The sequence below is a fragment of the Borrelia puertoricensis genome (assembly GCF_023035875.1).
Classification (GTDB): Bacteria; Spirochaetota; Spirochaetia; order Borreliales; family Borreliaceae; genus Borrelia; species Borrelia puertoricensis.
The window spans coordinates 24488-44484 of sequence record NZ_CP075388.1; the positions used below are offsets into that span (position 1 = coordinate 24488).

General features: G+C 27.5%; 27 protein-coding genes and 3 pseudogenes. 10 read left to right on the forward strand and 20 right to left on the reverse strand.

Annotated elements, in window-relative coordinates:
- The first annotated feature begins 145 nt into the window (after window positions 1-145).
- Together bpuSUM_RS06615 and bpuSUM_RS10070 are read left to right on the forward strand one after the other, a co-directional pair.
- Window positions 146-574 (forward strand): Mlp family lipoprotein, encoded by a 429-nt coding sequence (locus bpuSUM_RS06615; RefSeq protein ID WP_247067228.1) that lies wholly within the window; start codon window positions 146-148, stop codon window positions 572-574.
- 899 nt (window positions 575-1473) lie between these two features.
- Window positions 1474-1818 (forward strand): hypothetical protein, encoded by a 345-nt coding sequence (locus bpuSUM_RS10070; protein ID WP_430644662.1) that lies wholly within the window; start codon window positions 1474-1476, stop codon window positions 1816-1818.
- A 241-nt stretch (window positions 1819-2059) separates the two neighbouring features.
- Here the strand turns inward: bpuSUM_RS10070 and bpuSUM_RS06625 are convergent, their stop codons facing one another.
- The 4 genes from bpuSUM_RS06625 to bpuSUM_RS06640 all read right to left on the reverse strand — a co-directional run bounded on the left by bpuSUM_RS06625 (window position 2060) and on the right by bpuSUM_RS06640 (window position 4483).
- Window positions 2060-2443 (reverse strand): DUF261 family protein, encoded by a 384-nt coding sequence (locus bpuSUM_RS06625; protein WP_347343303.1) that lies wholly within the window; start codon window positions 2441-2443, stop codon window positions 2060-2062.
- A 138-nt stretch (window positions 2444-2581) separates the two neighbouring features.
- The gene (locus tag bpuSUM_RS06630; protein ID WP_247067229.1) at window positions 2582-2893 is read right to left on the reverse strand and encodes a single-stranded DNA-binding protein; all 312 of its coding nucleotides are present in this window, start codon (window positions 2891-2893) and stop codon (window positions 2582-2584) included.
- 16 nt (window positions 2894-2909) lie between these two features.
- The gene (locus bpuSUM_RS06635) at window positions 2910-3119 is read right to left on the reverse strand and encodes a hypothetical protein (protein ID WP_247067231.1); all 210 of its coding nucleotides are present in this window, start codon (window positions 3117-3119) and stop codon (window positions 2910-2912) included.
- A 446-nt stretch (window positions 3120-3565) separates the two neighbouring features.
- Entirely contained in the window at window positions 3566-4483 is a 918-nt protein-coding gene (locus bpuSUM_RS06640; RefSeq protein WP_247067233.1) for a YqaJ viral recombinase family protein, read from the reverse strand.
- Window positions 4484-4679: 196 nt separating this feature from the next.
- Between bpuSUM_RS06640 and bpuSUM_RS06645 the strand changes: the two are divergent.
- Window positions 4680-5353 (forward strand): annotated as a pseudogene (locus bpuSUM_RS06645) (plasmid maintenance protein).
- A 385-nt stretch (window positions 5354-5738) separates the two neighbouring features.
- On the forward strand, window positions 5739-5936 hold the full coding sequence (locus bpuSUM_RS10075; protein WP_430644664.1) for a DUF226 domain-containing protein: 198 nt from the start codon (window positions 5739-5741) through the stop codon (window positions 5934-5936).
- A 121-nt stretch (window positions 5937-6057) separates the two neighbouring features.
- On the opposite strand, the gene bpuSUM_RS06650 is transcribed toward bpuSUM_RS10075, so the two are convergent.
- Window positions 6058-6825 carry a YqaJ viral recombinase family protein gene (locus bpuSUM_RS06650; protein ID WP_247067180.1) on the reverse strand — a complete coding sequence of 256 codons (768 nt, stop codon included), beginning with the start codon at window positions 6823-6825 and terminating at the stop codon, window positions 6058-6060.
- A 182-nt stretch (window positions 6826-7007) separates the two neighbouring features.
- Between bpuSUM_RS06650 and bpuSUM_RS09975 the strand changes: the two genes are divergently transcribed.
- From bpuSUM_RS09975 to bpuSUM_RS06675, 6 genes and pseudogenes are all read left to right on the forward strand, one after another.
- Window positions 7008-7379 (forward strand): plasmid maintenance protein, encoded by a 372-nt coding sequence (locus bpuSUM_RS09975; protein ID WP_347343297.1) that lies wholly within the window; start codon window positions 7008-7010, stop codon window positions 7377-7379.
- 64 nt (window positions 7380-7443) lie between these two features.
- Window positions 7444-8121, forward strand: coding sequence for a plasmid maintenance protein (locus tag bpuSUM_RS09980; RefSeq protein ID WP_347343304.1), 678 nt, complete (start codon window positions 7444-7446; stop codon window positions 8119-8121).
- Window positions 8122-8252: 131 nt separating this feature from the next.
- The gene (locus tag bpuSUM_RS06660; RefSeq protein ID WP_347343298.1) at window positions 8253-8693 is read left to right on the forward strand and encodes a DUF226 domain-containing protein; all 441 of its coding nucleotides are present in this window, start codon (window positions 8253-8255) and stop codon (window positions 8691-8693) included.
- Window positions 8669-9403: pseudogene (locus tag bpuSUM_RS06665) on the forward strand (ParA family protein); the annotation flags it as partial. The gene bpuSUM_RS06660 and the pseudogene bpuSUM_RS06665, both read left to right, overlap by 25 nt.
- A gap of 48 nt (window positions 9404-9451) precedes the next feature.
- On the forward strand, window positions 9452-9994 hold the full coding sequence (locus bpuSUM_RS06670; protein WP_247066600.1) for a chromosome replication/partitioning protein: 543 nt from the start codon (window positions 9452-9454) through the stop codon (window positions 9992-9994).
- 445 nt (window positions 9995-10439) lie between these two features.
- Window positions 10440-11489, forward strand: a complete 1050-nt coding sequence (locus bpuSUM_RS06675) for an ERF family protein (protein ID WP_247066602.1) — start codon at window positions 10440-10442, stop codon at window positions 11487-11489.
- Between the two features lie 34 nt (window positions 11490-11523).
- Here bpuSUM_RS06675 and bpuSUM_RS10080 read toward each other — a convergent pair.
- The 15 genes and pseudogenes from bpuSUM_RS10080 to bpuSUM_RS06755 all read right to left on the reverse strand — a co-directional run bounded on the left by bpuSUM_RS10080 (window position 11524) and on the right by bpuSUM_RS06755 (window position 19990).
- Window positions 11524-11882, reverse strand: a pseudogene (locus bpuSUM_RS10080) (BBA14 family lipoprotein).
- Window positions 11875-12228 (reverse strand): BlyB family putative holin accessory protein, encoded by a 354-nt coding sequence (locus bpuSUM_RS06690; RefSeq protein WP_247066606.1) that lies wholly within the window; start codon window positions 12226-12228, stop codon window positions 11875-11877. The pseudogene bpuSUM_RS10080 and the gene bpuSUM_RS06690 overlap by 8 nt, the downstream one beginning before the upstream one ends.
- A gap of 1 nt (window position 12229) precedes the next feature.
- Window positions 12230-12556 (reverse strand): BlyB family putative holin accessory protein, encoded by a 327-nt coding sequence (locus tag bpuSUM_RS06695; RefSeq protein ID WP_247066609.1) that lies wholly within the window; start codon window positions 12554-12556, stop codon window positions 12230-12232.
- Between the two features lie 3 nt (window positions 12557-12559).
- Entirely contained in the window at window positions 12560-12745 is a 186-nt protein-coding gene (locus bpuSUM_RS06700; protein WP_247066419.1) for a BlyA family holin, read from the reverse strand.
- A 90-nt stretch (window positions 12746-12835) separates the two neighbouring features.
- Window positions 12836-13669, reverse strand: a complete 834-nt coding sequence (locus bpuSUM_RS06705) for a DUF685 domain-containing protein (RefSeq protein WP_247067184.1) — start codon at window positions 13667-13669, stop codon at window positions 12836-12838.
- A gap of 12 nt (window positions 13670-13681) precedes the next feature.
- Window positions 13682-14284: a DUF735 family protein gene (locus bpuSUM_RS06710; RefSeq protein ID WP_247066708.1), complete on the reverse strand. Its 603-nt coding sequence runs from the start codon at window positions 14282-14284 to the stop codon at window positions 13682-13684.
- A 9-nt stretch (window positions 14285-14293) separates the two neighbouring features.
- Complete coding sequence (locus tag bpuSUM_RS06715; protein WP_247066617.1) at window positions 14294-15172, reverse strand: DUF276 domain-containing protein; 879 nt, start codon at window positions 15170-15172, stop codon at window positions 14294-14296.
- The gene (locus bpuSUM_RS06720; protein WP_247066619.1) at window positions 15169-15501 is read right to left on the reverse strand and encodes a hypothetical protein; all 333 of its coding nucleotides are present in this window, start codon (window positions 15499-15501) and stop codon (window positions 15169-15171) included. The genes bpuSUM_RS06715 and bpuSUM_RS06720 overlap by 4 nt, the downstream gene beginning before the upstream one ends.
- Before the next feature lie 67 nt (window positions 15502-15568).
- A complete protein-coding gene (locus bpuSUM_RS06725; RefSeq protein WP_247066621.1) occupies window positions 15569-16093 on the reverse strand; it encodes a DUF777 family protein in 525 nt (174 codons plus the stop codon).
- 10 nt (window positions 16094-16103) lie between these two features.
- Window positions 16104-17045, reverse strand: a complete 942-nt coding sequence (locus bpuSUM_RS06730) for a DUF693 family protein (RefSeq protein WP_247066629.1) — start codon at window positions 17043-17045, stop codon at window positions 16104-16106.
- A gap of 4 nt (window positions 17046-17049) precedes the next feature.
- Entirely contained in the window at window positions 17050-17610 is a 561-nt protein-coding gene (locus bpuSUM_RS06735; RefSeq protein WP_247066546.1) for a DUF792 family protein, read from the reverse strand.
- 15 nt (window positions 17611-17625) lie between these two features.
- Window positions 17626-18891, reverse strand: coding sequence for a DUF759 family protein (locus bpuSUM_RS06740; protein WP_247066718.1), 1266 nt, complete (start codon window positions 18889-18891; stop codon window positions 17626-17628).
- A gap of 8 nt (window positions 18892-18899) precedes the next feature.
- Window positions 18900-19124 carry a DUF1322 family protein gene (locus bpuSUM_RS06745; protein ID WP_247066633.1) on the reverse strand — a complete coding sequence of 75 codons (225 nt, stop codon included), beginning with the start codon at window positions 19122-19124 and terminating at the stop codon, window positions 18900-18902.
- Window positions 19108-19554: a DUF1473 family protein gene (locus bpuSUM_RS06750; RefSeq protein ID WP_247066635.1), complete on the reverse strand. Its 447-nt coding sequence runs from the start codon at window positions 19552-19554 to the stop codon at window positions 19108-19110. The genes bpuSUM_RS06745 and bpuSUM_RS06750 overlap by 17 nt, the downstream gene beginning before the upstream one ends.
- A gap of 10 nt (window positions 19555-19564) precedes the next feature.
- Entirely contained in the window at window positions 19565-19990 is a 426-nt protein-coding gene (locus bpuSUM_RS06755; protein ID WP_247066456.1) for a DUF1463 family protein, read from the reverse strand.
- Between the last annotated feature and the right edge of the window lie 7 nt (window positions 19991-19997).

Here is a 19997-nt window from a genome sequence, read left to right on the forward strand (position 1 = left end):
AATAGGTTAACAAAAATATATTTAACATAAAATTTATAACAAAACAATAAATTTTACAAAAACAATTAATACTTATACGTAAATGTACATTAAAGATATGTAAATAGAGATATATTTTTAAAACAAAAAAGATAAGGGGATTTATATGAATAAAATTAATTTTATTTTGATTTTATTATTACTAATTAGTAGTTGTGAATATGAGCATGGAAATGCTACACCTAAGAGTAGAGTTAAAAGAAACTTCGAAGAACAATCAGAAGTACAAAAAACACCTGAAGACGCATTAAGAGAAAAGCTAAATGAAACTCAAAAAACAAACCTAGACTTTTTAAAAGAGGCTTTAGGTAATGATTCTATTTTCAACAAAATTTTAAGTCATGATGAATCTAAAATAAAGGAAGCACTTGATCACATAAATACTGAACTTGCAAAATGCACAGGTGAGAATGCTAGCCAGCAAAAAGAAACTTTTAAACAAGTAGTAAAGGGTGCTCTTAATGGTGGTGAAAACTTAGATAATTTTAAAAACCAAGCATCAAGCACTTGTGGACAGGAGCAGGGGGTTAAATAAAACTCTAATAACTAAGGATGAAAGTTAAGACGAGATAGGGATTTAAAAAAGAAAGATTTAAGAGAATAAGACAACAAAAATTCTAGATAAAGATGTGTAATAGAAAATAAATTAAACTCGTTATAAAAATGGTAAGAGTAACTATAAAAGTAAACTTTAAGTTAACAGAAATAGAGAATTTAAATTTTGTACTAAAAAATCCATCATTGCAAAGTTGAAAGCTACTGAGTAGGCAAATAAAGGATATGGAAAGTAAAATTATAAGTATTTGTTAATAACAATGGAAAGAATGCTAGTTATATTCCCTAAATATCTCAAAAAAACATCCTTTCTATTTATTACAAATATGCCCTATAAGAGCATATTTTCTATACAATGGTGACCTTTAAAAATTGACTCTACGTGTAAGTATTTGCTAATATTTTTATAACTAATTTTATCAATTTTTATAATGTTTAGTTAACTTTGAAATTACATGAAAGGGAAACATTTAATTAACTGAAATCTTAACTAAAAAATTAAAGAATTAGAAATGCAAAATGAACGCTTAAGAGAAGAACTGTTGTTAATTACCAATCCTTCTAAAAGGCAAATCTATACATACTAAAAATTATCCCAACACTTTAAGATTTTATCTAAATGACAAGACAATTAGACTAGTAAAACGCTCTATAGAGAGACTTAAAAGTCTAGACCCCATTTCAGGATGGTTTGTACACTTACTCTCAGTTACTGGTTGTAGGGGTGTTGAGGTACAAAATGTAAAACTTGACCAGATATCAAAAGAAAAAGGTAGTAATGGTGAAGTATTTTATAGCCTGCGTGTTAATGTAGCAAAAAAGAGAAGCAATATCTGCATAAGAGAAGTAGTCATTAGTAAATCTGAATTTAACTCTATAATGCGGGCCCATCAAAACTTATTTTTATCTAAAGGAAAAGGCATATCAAGACGTACATATCTATTTCAAAAAAGTAAACTTAAATTTCGTGACAATAAAATTAATATAAACAAGATTACCGAAAAATTTAAGGAATTACTCATTAAGGGAGGATTTAAACAACGAAAATCTCTTCATATATGTCGAAATATATTTATAGCATCACTAAAGTCAAGAGGATATAATTCATTCCAAATAAAAGAACTTATGAAATATTCATCTACTTCTGAGATTGATAATGTTTATGGTCTCTCAAGTGCAAGTAAAATACAGGCTTACAAAGATATCAAAACTAGCTTGAAATAATTTTATTTTGCTAAATATCTATTTTTTTTACAAAAATATTATGTATAATAAATACAGCTTATTTATACAAATATTTCATTATTAACAACTCTAAACTTTTCTACTTTCTCTTTACTGCATTTTAAAAATTTCCGTTCAAGCAGACCGGAGAGTCTCTTCCTTATTTTATTACCCTAAAAAAAAAAAACCAGCCCCCTAGTAGATTTCATATTTTTCTAAACATTCACGTTTAGACGTAACATTATACTCCAATTCCTCGCTCTTTAAGAGAGAGTGAATCATAAAGCACAGAAGACAAATTAGTTGCTATAAAATGATATCCTGGTGTATTTTTAATTTTAACTTCACTTATCTCAAATTCTCCATCTAAACATCTGTAAGCAGGGCCCTCCCACCTCACACTTGCACTGATATCAAACCGTCTCAGTACAGCGCATGGATTTAGAATATAACAATTACTTCTCATACACCCTGACTTAACAAAGTTATGATAATTCCTATTTATATCAAGAACACTAAACTGCAACTTTTTAAAAACTGATACGTAATAATGAAGAGATAAAAAGTAACATCCCCACTGACGTACTGCTGAGACTAAATTTGGATTATTTTGCGTTATTCTCATACTATAATCTCCAACTTACAATCTTTATCCCTTTTGAAACTACCACCCCTACTTCCCCTTAACCTTAAATATAGCTATTAAAAAGGAATATCTTCATAAAACTCATCTTCAAGCTTATTCTCATTAACATCTTGTGTTTTACATTGATGAGTTTAAGACGCAAATATCATTTACCAAAATACTGTATTTACTCTTACCCTCACCTGTACGCTTATCATTCCAACTTGAATAAGATAGGGCTCCACTAAGTACAACTTGAACCCCTCGTTTAAGTAAAGCAGCAAGACTCTCAGCTCTAGCTCCAAAAATCACACAGTCAAAAAATTGAGCCTGTCTTGTCACACAGTTATTCTTCTTTACACCTCTATTATTAGCTAGTGTAAATTTTAATATAGGAAAACTATTACTAGTATAAATAACCTCACAGTTTCTTGTTAAACGACCAGACATACTTAACAAGTTAATATCAAACACCAGAACTCTCCTCATCACGAAGCCTACTTAAAAGTTCCATACGTCTTAAATCACAATCAAGTCTCTCAAGATTTTCTAAAAATTCTCTTCTTGCATAATAAGCTTGAACGAGATTCTTTATACTTCTCACACCAAACTTACATAAAAATTTTAAAATCTTGTAAGTAATTACTACAAATAAAACCATAAACATAAATCTCATAAAGGTCCCCTTAAACAGCTTTTAAAATAGGTGTAGACCATTCATTTGAATTACTACTAAAAGTAAAGTCTATAACACAGCTTAAAAACTTAAACCTATCCTTAATAGCTCTCTTACTCATATCTAAAGAGAACCTATTCCCATCAAAGTTATAATTTATATATGTTCATTTAAAGAAAATTTACGATAAAGATCATCTATTTGAAATTTAAGTTTATCTTTAATAGGTTTGGTTAACCTAGACAAACTCTAACGCCTGAGCCTTTTTAGTATCCTCTTCTACTTTGTCAATTTCAGATTGCAATGCATTAATCTCCTCTAAATAGACATCTCCTTAAATCCAAAATTTTGTCTTCATCAATCTCAAGTTGACTTGATTTTACAAATTCTAAAAATTCAGAACTTAAAATCTACATCACATAGCTCTTCATATACAAAATTATTTTTCAAAAACCCTCCCTGCTTATAATATCACTAAGCTCGTCTAAATCAATATTTTTAATATCAATATCACTCTTGAACTTTAAAGACTGGGCAATACTACTAACTTCCCCCCTAAATCTTGAAACTTCAGTCATTATATAACTAATAAAATCATCACTCTTATCAATTACACAGTTTATAGCTTCTCCACCTATGATAAAAAATAAATTTCCCTTATCTAAACCTGTACACAGTAGCTGCATTTGTACTTGAACATAATACTTGAAGAAATATTTATCTTCTAAAAAATTACCAGTCTTGTTGTATTCAATAGCTGCATTTTTTAAGTAAAAATTATCACTAATTTTGATCTCAAGTAACTCGGCTTCTCCAGCAATATTTACAAACCATCCATCAATTGTTGAACCAACTAATGTCTCACAGCCCTCAACTTTTTTAAAGTAATTATATTTGTCAATACCATTTGCATATTTATTTTTATGTAACACCTCAATATTATCCACATTCATACGAACAAATTCATCAAATCCTAAAGATTCTAATATCTTTCCCTTTCTCATGCTCAAATTATCTTCAAATGGTATTTCTCTTCCTATAGCTTTAAGTACTCGCTCTAGCATTAATTTCTCTAAAGAATCAGCTCCAATAAACATGCTTCCAACTTCACTAGCTCCCATACGCTTTAACGATTCTCTTTGCACACTAAAGTCAACCTTACTATTAAACTTAAAATACTCATTCTTACCAATTTTTGGTAATTTACGTCCAACTCTACTTATTTTACTTAACTGTTTTTGTTTACCTTTAAGATTTTCTTGACTCTGATATGCAAATGATTCAAAACCCTTAAATACCATTTGCCTGTACAAATCAAATTGTTGCATCCCCTCCTCTGATTTTTGTTCATTTGTTTTTGTCATATTTAATCTCCTAATTGAGTTATCTATAAAAAAATAATATAACAAAAATTTTTTGACAAAAACAATTTTTGTTATATTTTTTTGTTAAATTATATATAGAAAAACTTTTATTAAACAAAAAACAAAAATTGTATTTACTTTTCAATAGAACTTATGTATCATGAGCATGATTATAAATACAATTAGGAGCAAATAAATGATAAATACAAACCTTGAGGTTAAAACCTATTCAAAACCATTAAAGGAATATCACAATAGATATTATAAAATACTATCAATACTTAGATATTTTCAAAAGAATGCAATCAAGTATAATCAAACATTCATTCTAAATACATTAAACATTTTTCTACTTAAAGATAGTCTTAAACAAATTACACTTAGAACTTTAAGAAAAGATTTGGCATTCCTATGCAATAAAGGCATTATTAAAAAAACTTTATTAAGACTAGGTGAAGGAAATGGCTCATACATAAGATATACAATAACTAAATACAGCATTAATAACTTAAAAAGACTGCTTAAAGCTCAACAAGAAATCACCGAACATGATGTTAATAAAGTATTCATATTTACAAAAGAAACACAAAAAAAATATTTCAAAAATAGGAGGTTTAAAATTTTTAAATCTAAAAATGCAACTAAAAATGTCAGTCATAATATAACTAATAATAAATATATAAATAATAAAGAAAAAATAGAAAAAGAAAGTAAAAGTAAGATAATAAACAATACAGATTATCTAATAAAAAATGTGTCTAAATGGAAAACAATGAGATTTTTAGACAAAATAGAAGAAAATGTAAACAAAAAAAAAGATATGAAGATAGCGTAATACGAACAAAAGAATGGTTGGGCCCTAAAAATTAAAAAATCTGACAATGAGGATTAAAAAGACCAACACTAAACTAAAGGAAAAAGGATGAAAGTACAATGAAAATACTGAAGAAAAGAGAAAAAAATCGAATCGAGAACAAAGAAAGGTCAAATAACTTTTTTCTAAAATAGAAAGAAAAGGTACTAGAACAATCTATTATACAAAGGTATTGTACAGATATTTTTACTCTTTGGAATTAGTCAAGAAGAACCGGTAGGTTCTTTATCGCTTTAAGAGGTTGGCATCGATATCGATAAAAAAGGTCGATTTAGTTTATTTGGTTTAAAAAAGCAAGCCGATGATAAATTTTTTGGCATTTACTATGGATTACAGAAAAACCTATAATTCTTAAATATTGAAGAAGATATGACAAAGCTCATGGAGACAGTTAAGCCTATAGTATTCAAAGCTTACTATATAGAGTTTAGATTTAAAAAAGGTAGTATCTTTTGTTATATTCAAGGAATTTATTATTTACTTAAAAGTGAAAAGTTGAAAACAACATATTGTAAACTAACGCTCGAGCCTTTTAAGTCTCTTCTTTCACTTTGTCAATTTCAGATTGCAATGCATTAATCTCATCTAAACGTCTACTTAAATCCGTACTTGTCTTCATCAATCTCTTGTTGATCATTTTTACAAATTCTAAAATTGGGCTTAAAATCTACATCACATAGCTCTTTTGTTATAAATTCTTTCAATAACACAGTTTGTAGTATCTCCACCAATATAAAAAGAATAAGTTTCCTTTTTTTAATCCTGTACATAAGAGTTGCATCTGTACTTGTACGTAATACTTAAAGAAATATTTATTATCTAGAAAATTACCAATTCTATTATATTCAGAAGCACCGCATTGTATTTGAAATGAATCGCTGCATTTTATCTCTAAAAGTTCAGCATCACCTTCCCCGTTAACAAACCAAGCATCAATTGTAGCACCAACTAAACAATCACTCTTACCAACTTTTTTAAAGTAATTATATTTATCAATACCGTTTGAATATTTATTTTTATGTAATATATGAATATTCTTATCATAAATTTTTACAAATTCGTCAATTATTAAATTCTCTAAAGCCTTTCCTTTTTTAATACTCAAATTATCTTCAAAAGGCATTTCCCTTCCTATAGATTTAAGAATTCTTACGATAAACATCTCTTCTAAATAATCAGCTCCCATAAACAGACTACCAACTTCACTAGCTCCTACCCTGTGTAAAGCTCTTCTTTGCATACTAAAGTCAACCTTACTATTAAACTTGAAATACTCATTCTTACCAATTTTTGGTAATTTACGTCCTACCTTATTTATTTTACTTAACTGTTTTTGTTTACCTTTAAGATTTTCTTGACTTTGATATGCAAAAGATTCAAAACCCTTAAATACCATTTGCCTGTACAAATCAAATTGTTGCATCCCCACCTCTAATTTTTGTTCATTTGTTTTTGTCATATTTGTCATATTAAACTCCTTTTGTTCTTCTTTATAAATAAAATAATATAACAAAAATTGTTTTTGTCAAAACTTTTGATATATTTTTTTGTTAATCTAACAAAATATTTTATTTTTTACTAACTAATGATTTACTTATTACTAATAATTGGGTTATTATTAACAGTAATAAGAACAAAAGGAGTTTAATAATGGGGAATAAACAAGCTATAAAGCTTGATACACAATGCCACAATAAATACCAACACAAACTAATAGTAGCAATATCAACAATTGATTATATCAATAATAAACATAAAAAATACACACAAAGCAATCTACTTTACTACTTTAATGGAAACTTAAAACGCAATGGTCATAAAGAAACTACTCTTAAAACACTTCAAAAATATCTTTATAAATTAGAAAAAGTATTTAAAGTAACAATTAATTATCACAAACACTTGGGTGTTAACATGGGAACTGAAGTTCATTACAAACTTAAATACTCTAAAAAAGAATGTCACCTTATAATCAATAAACACTTTAGAGATAAAAAGAAGAAAGACACAAAAACCGTGTAAATAGCTACTTAAAAAAAAATGTAATAAAAAGGGGAGTGTAGAAAAAGCGGAGTGTTTTAATAATATCTATAATAATAAAGAAGAAGATAAAAACAACATAAAATCTATAGAAAAATTACAAGTAGAAAAGTACGCTAAGAAATGCAATTTTAAATCAAATGCTTTTCTCTCTATTTTAGATTTAGAAGTGGACAAAGATTTTAAGATTCAATCATTTAAAGCCATCAAAACAGCTGAAAATAATGTGTATAAACACATAGACAGGATTAAATCAAATAACAATAAACTTAAAAGCAAACAAAAAGAATTAAGTAAGATACTAGATGAAACAAAAGCCAATCTAAAGAATGAGGGATATGACAGTAAACAATTAGAGAACCAAATACAAAATGTATATGAACAATATAAGAACAAACCCCACTTTATCATAGAAAAAAATAAATACAGTGATTTAAAAAAGATAATAGGAAAACTTAAGAAGTCAGTTGAGCGTGTTAAATCAAATACTAAGAAAGATAAAAGAGATATTAGGGACAACATCTTTAGCATACTCATTGATCAATTAAAGCATAAAGTAAGAATTGAAATGTTTATACCATTATTGAAAGAATATTTGGGTAAACAGGAAAGGTTAGATTATGGAAAAGTATTTAATAATCAGTATTACTATGATTTTTTAGATTTAATAAAGAATGATCAAAAATACCTGAATGATAATGAATTTAAACAGGTTATTAATTAAAGGACTTGTTATGAATGATGTAATAGAAAATGTAGAGAAGAAAAAATATAAGGTTAATTCCAAAGGAAGAAAAACTTCTTTTTATTAAGATAGAAGAGATTGAAGGTAGAAAAATATATCACACTAAAATCATGGAAGATTTATACAAATTTGGGATTTATAAAAGTATAAAAAGTATGTTTTTTATTTCATTTAGAGGACTGTTTAATCAAAACAAGATAGAATATTTCCATTTATTTCCTATAAAGGAAGGAGACAAATTTTTAGGAATTTTTTATAGATACAGAAAACCAATAAAAAATATTGTTATGAAATATGAAGAAAATGGAGTAATAAAAACATCTACATTTTCAAAAGTTTATTACATAGAATTTAGATTTAAAAAGGGTAGTGTTTGTTGTTACCTTAAAGGGATATCTCGTTTACTTAAAAAAGAGAAGTTCGATACAAAATATTACAGTTCTTTAATAACAACACTTTTGACTTTAGAGAAAGAAGTATATGAATTTTACGGGAAGAAGTTACCAGGAGGAGGTCTTATAACTAAATGGATAGAAAAAAGCCTAAAATAATTACAATCGCATCAATTAAAGGTGGAGTTGGAAAAAGTACAAGCTCAATCATACTTGCAACATTATTGGCTCAAAAGTGCAAAGTTTTACTAATCGATATGGATACACAAGCATCAACAACTAGTTATTTTTATGAAAAGATAGAAAAACTTAATGTTAATTTAACTAAATTTAATATTTATGAGATTTTAAAAGAAAACATAGATATTGAGAGTTCTATCATTAATATAGATAATAACCTTGATTTAATTCCTAGTTACTTAACTTTACATAATTTTAATGAAGAAAAAATTGAATGTAAAGATATTTTATTAAAAACTAGTTTAGGTACTTTATGTTTTGAATATGATTATATGGTTATTGATACAAATCCTAGTTTAGACATTACATTAAGAAATGCACTTATATGTAGTGATTATGTAATAGTTCCAATGACGGCTGAGAAGTGGGCAGTTGAAAGTTTAGATTTATTTAATTTTTTTATGCAAAAATTAAAGTTAGCTTTACCTATATTTTTGATAATAACAAGATTTAAAAAAAACAAAACGCATAAAGCATTGTTTGAGATTTTAAACAAAAGTGACAGATTTTTAGGGATAATATCGGAAAGAGAAGACTTAAATAGGAGAATTGCAGAGAACAATATTTTTGATTTAAGTAAAGATTATATAAAAGAATATGAAAGCATTTTAGAAAGTTTTTTAAAAGAAAATATAAATCGTCTAATTATTAGACGATTTATTAAAAAGGAGTTTGGAATGGATATAAAGATAAATAAAAGGGTTTTAAAGGATAATGGAAGTTATGTTATTAATGATGGTGCATTAAATTATTACAATTCTTTAAAAGAAAAATTAAAAATTAATTCTAAAAAAGAAATTTATTGTAAACTAGAAACATTGAAAATTTTAAAAGAAATAAAAGATAATCAGTATTATAAGTTAGATGGTTATAAAAGTTTTGATGCTTTTTCTAAAGATTTTAGACTTGCAAGAGCCCAAGTTTACAATTATTTAAAGATTGCTAATGCAATAGAAGAAGGAATTATAGAAGAAGAATTTTTGATAAAAAATGGAATATTAGAAACATTAGTCATACTAAGGAATAAGGAAACTAAAACAATAAAGAAGTCAAGACAAAATCCAATAAAACCCTTAAGATTTCAGCTTAAAAATCAGGATAGTTATGATTTTTATAAAAAAAATGCTAAGTTTACAGGGTTTTTAATGGATAAATTATTTAGAGACAAAAAGGACTTACTAGAAGAAGTTATGAAAGAATATAAAGAATTTAAGGGATAATAAGTAAAGGGATTATAAAGGAAGTAGTAGATTTCGTCTTATTACATAATAATAATAATTTTAATTATGAATATTAAAAAGAAGAAATGAGTTCACTTGAATAATAAATTGTTCTTGTAAAATTTTGAACTGGGTTTATCTAATAAGTAATAAATATTTAGTATTTGATAATATTAATTGAATTTTGTTTGAAAAAGTAATATAATCCGTTATTAGGTATTGTTCATTGTGAACTACCTTTTGTTCTTTCATGTTAGAGACGTTAGAGTTTAGTTAAGTATTCTATTAAGAGTTTTTAATTAAACTCTAATTTTTTGTTAGGTAGTTTTATACATTAATTCCATATTTAAGTTATTGTATTTATAAATTTTTATTGATAAATTGACAAAAATAGTTTTTTTGTTATATTATTTTATTTATAAAGAAGAACAAAAGGAGTTTAAATATGACAAAAACTAAAAATCAACATACAAGAACTAGAATGCGCAGAGCAGTTAAGAAACTGGGTAAACAAAAGGGAAAAGTAACAGATATAAGAGTAAATAATCAAGCTTTAGTAACTGATGAGAATCAAGCAAGGGTAAACTTTCTAAAATCTCTATACAGTCTACGTATGAATTTAAGTGGTGTTGCTAAGAATCTTAATGGATATGGGTATAAATATCAAAATTTCAATGAGATAATCAGAGAGATAAAGAATGTTATAAAGAGTAACAATTTAGATATTGATTTCCTGCAATGTCCAACATTTAAAGTTGTGGGAAATAATACAATTAATGTTATTACAACAACATTTTACAGTCCAAGTAGTGGGTACTGTGAGTCATTTGATACTCCAATTTACACAGAAGAATTTTCTTCTCTAGGCGCCAAGAATCAAAATACTTTATCGCAACTTGTAGGTTCATGCATAACATATCATAAAAGATATGCTCTTGTAGGATACCTATCAATAGAGAGTGAAGTTGACACTGATGCTAGTTCATCATTACCCGAGCTAGAAAATAATAGAGAGAGAGTTAAAGCTTTTGCCAAAAACAATGATGGGAATACACAAGTAAATATATCAGGAAATAATGTAGAGGATAAAAACACTGTTCATACTGACCAATCTAAATCTAAGAGCAATGTAGAGACAAATAAGTTTAAGTATTATAAAAATCTACTCATAGCAGCACGTAACATGCATAAATTTGTTCTTAATAAACCATTTAACAGTTTAGAAGAGATAAATTCTTATCTTAAATCTATTCAAGTTGGAGATGATTCGAGTATACTTGAATACTTTAATAAAAATAAAACATTAAAGAGTATACAGTATTGGTGTAATTTGATAAAAGAGTATTTTAGTAAAAGTAGTAGAGACCCAGAAAAGATAGAAAAATTTGATATATTTTTAGCTTTTGATTTAGATAAGCTTGGAAATAGTCCACTGAAATTATTTGGGCACTTATCTACTGATAAGGAATTTGATTGTTTGTTTAGAACTGCATAAAAGATAAGCCCCAATAGGGGCTTACTCATTAAAATTATTTTAATTTCGTATATCTTTTATATACATCTTCAGCAATAGGTTTTGTTTGAGAGATATATTCTTGCAGTAGGGAGATATTAAAGTTTAATGCTTTGATTGTATGTTCTGATTTTAATTTGCTTGCATCAAAAAAAAAAATTTGGGAAAATCTTTGTTTTTCATTTTTTTCTTAGCATCAACTAAAAATCCTTGTAAATAAAGTACGTATTTTGAGAGTTCAGATTCGTATTTACTTATTGATTCTAAATTAGAATCATCTGGCATAGTTGGTTCTTTAGTTAAGGAAGCAATGGTTGTGCAATTCATAATTAGAGTAATAGCACAAATGAAAATAACTTTAAATAGTCTATTCATTATTTCTGTCCTCTTCTTTAAGCTTATTAATATAAGCTTCCATAAGCTTATTTCTCTTTAAACGTAGTGAAGCAATGCGTTTTGTATTCTCTTTACTTAAATGTTCATTAGAACTATCTATTATCTCTAAATTAATTCTTAAAATGTCATCAAATTGAGATAGTATTTTCGTGCTTTCAGCTTGTTCCCTTTTAATTAAATTATCCCTGTACATAGAATAAAAGTAATTTACTACTTTGCTAAAGATATTAATGTATTTTTGTGTGTTGGTATTTGAGTCTTGTTTTAGCAGTTCCGTAAATTTGTTTAGTATATCTATACTTAATTTTGCAGTAGTTAAATTCAATTTATAACTCCTTTGAATATGATTCTTTTGTTCCTTCCCATTTTGGCAATCTCATGTTTTCAGGATTATTATTAACCTTTTCTATAAATTCTTGTATTTTGTTATTAATAGGAGTTAATGCTTCTTGGATTTGGGGCGTTAATGCATTCTCTAATCTTTCCATGTTTTTAGTGAAAATAATTCTGTATTCTGTGTAAACTTCATTAAGTAGCATAAATATTTTATGAGCATTCACGTTAAAAGAGCCATCTTCAAAATTAGACAGTGTACTAAATAATGTTTCTATTGCATTTAAAGCAGTATTTAATGAACTAATGTCAAGAGTCATTGATTAATCCTTTCCTTTATGCTTTCTTTTAAATTTAGTTGCTAATAAACTTATGATATCTTTAATTACCGGTTTAAAGATAAGTCCTATACCTAAAATAAAAGTGGCAATGACAATTAATTTAATTTCATTGATATTAATTAAAAGTTCTGATATTTCAGACAATTTAGTTAAAGTGAAATGATCCATTAACCTTGTAACCTCACATAAAAAAGATAAATAAAGTATATTACAAAAAGTACCAAAAACTAATAATTTATTAAGTTTTACAAAGTAAAATTACAGTTTTACTAAAACCGGAACACGATTTCCGCTTAGATATCTATATTTTTGTATGTACCATCCTCTAAATAGTGGTACTACAGTGTCTATGTAAGCATTTTTGGCACTATTATAGTATATTATTGATGTTTGTGATTCATCAGAATATTTAACAGATACTTTTTTTGTATATTTGCTACCACCAGCATTAATTGTTACGTCAAGATATATATCTAAATAAATAGGCTTATCATCATCACTTTTATAAAATATAAGTTTAACATCTTCGTTGCTGTACTCAGATGTCATATCTAGTAAGTAAGACTTACTTCTAAGAGAGGATTCATAAATATAAGAACTAGAGCTTCTCTCTCTTGATAAACTAAAACTTGAAGGAATGCCTGTTAAATATTCTGGTATTGTAGTTTTTTGTAGCGAGTTATAACTTGATATAGTAACAAATTTGTCTGAACTAGAGAAATGCGAATAAGAACTCATATTACTTGTAAGATCACTTCTGATATAGCTAGATAAATTACTCTTATAACTTGAGTCATTATTCATAAGTTTGCTTAGTAGTTTAGAGTAAAGTTTATCTGTAAATTCACTATTCTCAGCAAGTTCTGTTGCAATAGTGTCTTTAATTACTTCCTTAAAATAAGATAATCCTTCTCCTTTAAACGTTTTATCTTTAGTCTTTTGAAGGAAGTTTTCATAAGTAATTGCATTACAACTTGCAACACCATCATCTAATAAAAGTAAATCACTATTTTTTATATCATTTACCCTATTTAAATCTTTAATTTGTATAAATTCATTCTCGTCCATTAAAAGTCTCTCATCTGTTGACAAATGATACCTCCATTAGTTAAAAGAAACAACTTCTATATTTTGATTGTCAATAATTTTAAGTTTTCTTCCTATAGGAATCATGCCTTTAATAAAAGCATAAATTGAATGAGAATATCCTTTAGGAATAAAATTGAATGCTAGTGTTTTATATTTATCTTCGTATCCTTGTTTTGATTGACGTAAGCGTATACGTTTGGGTTTTACTCCAACAGCAGTACTAGGAGTAATATATGATATAAAATTAGTTTTTATACTTCCAAGTAATTTAATACTAATAACTCCAGCTTCTGGTGTTGTAATTTCAATATCAACATTAAGAAAAGCTTTAAATAATCTAATAAATGACTCATCAGTACCAATATGTCTTAAAGCAAAAATGACGCTGTCAATATTGCTTGCAAGCTCTTTTAATGGGCGACTTTTATAGTGAAAAGTTTTAAATACGTTTGATAACCAGACAGCAATAAAATGAGAAGATAGATAGTTACTAGCAATAATACCAGAGAAATTAGAATTTAAGCTCTTAATTTCAGCAAGTATTTTATTTGCATAATCTAATTCTGAACGTATAAATTTTTCTATTTGTGTTTTATGAAGAAAACCTGGTATGCTCAATATATCTCCTTAAGTTTGAATATCAATAAGTAGTCTCTCAGTGAGACTGAAGTTAAGTATTTCTGATGGACTGATTTCAATATCTTGATTCTCTTTAAAATCACTTGCGCTAATGTTACTTATACTTGTCTCAGGATTGTCTTTAATGCAGGCATTAATTTTAAGTTCTTGAATGCCTTTTATCTCATTAACCGGAGCAGTAAAATCTTGATATTCAAAACTAATTCCCATGTCAGAGTAATTATTATTGATAATTCTCCTGTATATTTCTCTTATTTGCATGTCGATATTGAGATAAATGTGATTTTTAAGGTCAAGTTTGTATTTTACTTTAAGATAGATATATTTAGTCTTTCCTAGAGAAACTTTATAAGATTTAACTTGATTGTGGCTATTTATTCCATCAATATCAATATCACCTTCTAAGATAGTTCCACTAGGAATAGTGCTATAAAGTACTTCCCAAAGGTTTGCTTTGAATGTAGAATCTTTAATTGTGTTCTTAGAGTCGTTTAAGATGGTATCATTAACAATAAGATAAATATTAGCTTTTCCTGCTGTGCTTACAATGTTAACGTATTTTACATTCGGTAAGTTCAGTATAGCATTTCTTAATGCTTCATGAGTGGTGCTTTTAACACTTATATGAGACTCTATAGCCTTCCAATACTCACCTTGTGGTTTAAGTTTATCCATAAAAATGTTAAGTTCATTAATTATTTGTTCCTCAACTGTAGCAAGAGAAGCAGCTATGATGTTGTAAATGGATGATGGGTCATCTTTTATCACAATACCGTGTGTTTGTTTTAAATATTCTCTCTTTGTGTTAATTATTTGTGAGATATTTTGTTTTAGAATGCCGAAATTATTATCAAAAGCAATACTCATATGCAAATCTCCGTTTGAAAAGAATCACCAGGAAAATAGAGAGTAATTTGTAATATTTTTGAGTTTATATTAATGTTAACTCCAGTAAGATCAATGTCCAGTTCTTGGGCAACAGAGTAGAGATAATATTTAATTTGATCTAGAGTGCCAAGCTTACATAATTTAAGGATATGTGTATAATCAAATCCCCATGTTGGATTTAGAGCAAGACTTCCTTTAGGGGTTTTAAGGAAAATAAATAATCTTTGTTTTTGCTCTTCTATTCCATCAGCAATCTGTAAGTCTGAGCCTGATACTAAATTAAACTGCAAATCAACCTTTAAATCCATACTAACCTATGTAAATCAATCTTTAACCTTTAACTTAAAGGAAATGTATAACAAAAATATTAAAAAACTAATTAAATAAATTATTAATTTTGCTATTTATTTTTGATGTATAGTAAGAGAGAGAAGAGTAATCAATGCTTGAATTTCCTATAATTCTTAAGTTATTAATAGCATTTACTATTGCCTCTAAGATGTCTTTAAGACTAGTTATCTCATTACGTATATCCAACTTATGTTTAGCATATATTTTAAGATGCTTAGGGTCAATTGCACTTAATATATAAAAATGATGTTTATCAAAATATATATTGTCATCTGTATTAAATAGATTAATGTTTGATTGAAGAAGTACTACTCTGTCATCTTTGTGAAGACTTAGATTGATATTTGATATATTACGAGTGTGAATCTCAAGTCCTTTATATTCGTCAATTTCTACAATACCTTCTTGAGTATCGCTGTTAAATGATTTTATAATTCCTATTTTTGATATGCATATATTGTTAGCTATCCATTCTTTGCTCTCTTCTTGAGTTAAAGCAGAACCAGACATGCTCTGATTCATTCTATAAATTTCATAATTAAAATTCATATCCTCTCCTTTATTTCATTTTTAGATGATTAATGTCATCATAAAGCTTTAAGGTAAGTGAACACTCACCAGAATTGCTTAGAGAAGCACTAGTTTCACAAATCGTGCTCTTTATTATATTCCCCAAAGAATCTCTAAATGATACTCTGTCACCAACTTTTAATTTATGAGTATAAGTAAGCTTTGCTCTCCAATATATAAGTCTTATATTAAGAGTAGTGCCTATAGTAATTTCTTGCTTTGGGATAAATTCAAGACCATAATCTTCAAGTGACTCATAATGAGCATCAGGACCGGTTAATTGATGATTTGTGAATATGAGATTACATTCAACCAAATCAACTCCATTACCAACATCAGCAATAACATTTTGTATATATTTTTTAGATAATTTTTCTATAAATTCTTTTGGAGTTCTAGCATAAATATGCTCTTCTATGATTTTAAGTCTGTCATTAGTGCTCATATTGATTATATTTCTACCCGGAAAGGCAAAGTTTATAGCGTCCTGGACCGTCATTCCTTTAAATTGTTTTGTTTCAAGTTCTCGGTTAAAGAAATTACTCTTTGATGCTAAATGAAGTTCAAGCTCTATGCTAAAATCACCACTAGGATAGTCACTGCTCATTGGGACTCCCAGATAACCTGCCATGATAAATGTAAATGAGTCTTCATGAGCAAATTTTTTATAGTATATCTTTACAATATCTCCTTCATGTATATGATTGTTGAAATCGAGGTGTAAATTCCAAAGAACAAGTTTGGCTTGTTTTGCCCTTACAAAATTGTAACTTGAATAAACATTAGATATTGAGATATCAACATAAATGCCATGTTGTGTGTTGATAATGATTTTAGGAGAAGATTCTGGTGTTGCATCACCAGTAATATTTTTATTTGAGCTAGTAGTAGAGTAAAATTCAATCTTAAAATCATATTTAAGTAATATCACAAGCTTATCCTTTGTATTTATCCAAATGAAAGGTTTTAATAACTTCCATGTTAAGATTAAGCTCAACTTCATCTATGAAAGGCACATCTTTAAATGTTAGGGAAGTAATTACAACTAATTCTTTAATGCCAAAAGTTGGACTATAAGCAGTAAAGGGAACTTGTGCTTGAAGTCTACCAGCCAGTTGTTCTTTAACTAAATTACTATCAAATTCAAGTAGTGAGTTACCAAAAGGAGTTAATTTCAGTGGAGCTAACATATTCTTATAAAGACTTGTAAGTACACCACCATTTAAAGCAATAACTTCTCCTGTAAGTACAGGGTTATAACTTACATATTCAGCTTTCCTTAAGTAGTAATTAATTACAGGACGTTTGGAACATGTGGTGTTATAAGTACGAGTTATAAGTTCAAATTTAGGTTTAATAAAGAATAATTGGGGCAAATACCCAAGTCCCTTAAGATCAGGTCTTGGGAAGAGAACAATAAAATTATCTGTGCTAAATAAAGCAAATATTTGTGTTACAGTATCTTTAATAATTTGAAATATTTCCATAGGTTGCATAAATGTCTCCCTATTTTAAGTACCACTGGGAGGAGTAGTAATAGATTTATCTTCATGAGTAATTTTTGATAAGCTCTCACCACTATCTCCTCCCATCCATAAGGGCAATATTGATTTAAGTCTTGCAATAAGTCTATCTAAACTAAAAATGCTTTTAATTCCGTTTATTATAGGATCAACGATATCTTTGTGAAAGTTAAATTCATTTATCTTTTTAAGTGCTTTAGCGGAAAAATCCATTAAAGGTGTTAATGTGGACGCAGTTAGTTTTTTTAATTCTTCATCTATCTTATCCATACTACTTGTTGCAGAGTCATAAGAGCTTGTAGTATTTGTGAGATTTAATTCGTTAAAATCACTTAAAACTTCATCAAGTTTAGTTATTCTTGAACCCATATCGTGAAAAGTATCCTGTTGCCATTTACGCTCAGCATGTTCAAGATACTTGTTACCAAATTTATCAAATTGACTCATTAAATTAAAGATTGAACCACCTTCTCCACGAAGTAAATCAACAACTGAAGAGATAGCATCATCACTTGATGAGAGTCCACTAGCTTTAAGTTTAGCTGCAAGTTCTACTGCTTTTCTCATATTAGTTTCATTATTCATTCCCAGATTATTAAGAGTGCTTTTAATAACAGCAGCTTTATTTAAGAATTCTTCCTTCTCTCTTCCCCTTTCAAATGTTTTAATTCTCGATATAGTATTTAATAATTTGCCTTTTTCAGTTGAGTTAAAAATTCTAGAGTTTAGGGTACCTATTCGTTTTCTTTCTGCAGCATCTTTTACTGATGATTTTGCAAATGCAAACATATTAGAGGAAGCACCTTTAATGGAACTAGCTATTATATTACCAATTGCACTTCCTATTATGACTTTAGAAGTCAAATTGTTTTTTTTTATTAAATTTTGTTGCATTTTAGAGTTTTCTTTAAGTGATTTAAATTCTAAATTACGTAAGTCTTTAGTAGACATAGTAGATCGTTTAAAAGCTTCTCGTTTAGCTTTTTCGAAGCTGTGTCCTTGCTTCATTAGCTTTTTAGTCTCAGTAAGTCTAAATTTCTCTACTCGCTCTCTTAAACGTTCATATTTATTTTGTTTTGCAAGTTCTGCATTTTTATCTTTTAAATTAGCTTTAATTATATCTTTAGTACTTTTGAGAGAAGAAAGTTTGGGTTTTAAGTTCTCTTCTAATTTTGATATGTCTCTCTCTAATGTTTTTTTCGTTGATGCATGATCGAGTATACCTTTAAATTTGATGGTAAATTTATTATCCATAAGTGTCCTTATTTAGATAAAATCAGTTCAAGAATTTCCTTCTCTAGCTTAGCTTCAGCAATATTGCTTACTTCTATAAATTCATCGTATGTCATACATTTAATTTCTCTGTAAGAACAAATACCAGTAATTATTGGTAGCCAATATTTATGTCTTTTTATATCGTCAATTAAAGCAAAGTAACGAGTACGAGTAGCATTAATACTCTCAACAAATTTATCTATATGTTTCATTATTAGCCTTTGATTTAAGTTTTGAAATTATATGTTCATAATTAAATTCATCGGTAATGTAATTAAAAGTAACAAAATCACCAACATTATTCTCATATTCTTTAAGAAAAAGGAGGGCTGGTTTTTTAAATTCTGAGTCTAAATGAAATGTATTAAACTCTATAGAATAAAGAATAGCAATAAGATAATCTTTATAATAACTTATGAATTCTCTATTGTAATCCAGTATTACGTAAAACTCATCTAAAAACCCGGGTTTGATCATTAAATTAGTTATTTCTTTCAAATACTTAACATCATTAAGTTTATTTATAGCTTCTTCTTGATTAAATCCAAGTATAGAGTCCCACGTATAAACAGGTAATACTTTTATTTGGTATTCATAAGTTTTATCTTTGCTTAATATGTTCATTTTATATCTTGTAATCATTGTGTGTCCTTTAATTTTTAGGTGTTATTTTTTGGCAATTGATAGCTCTAATTTCAAAAGTAACTTTTTCTGCTTCTGCTGAGTAACTTCTTGATGGTTCTTCAGTAAATACAGCACAGTTACTGATTATTTTTGTTGTTATCCTATCATTAAATACCAAATCCATCATTTTATCTTCTTTACTTACATTCATGTTGTAAAATTGGTCATCAGAGATTTGAGTTAGTAATATGTAATCATGACTACCAAGTGTTACTTCAATACTAAATATATAAGTAATGGTTTTGGGATCTCGAAGACTGATAACAGGCATTCCTCTATCTTCATTACTAATTACTGCTCTAGTTGTAGGTTCACTTGTAAGTTCTAATTTTCCACTATTAATTTGTCTTCCCGAGATAGAGAGATAAACTTCCTTTAAATCATATAATCCCATATCTCCT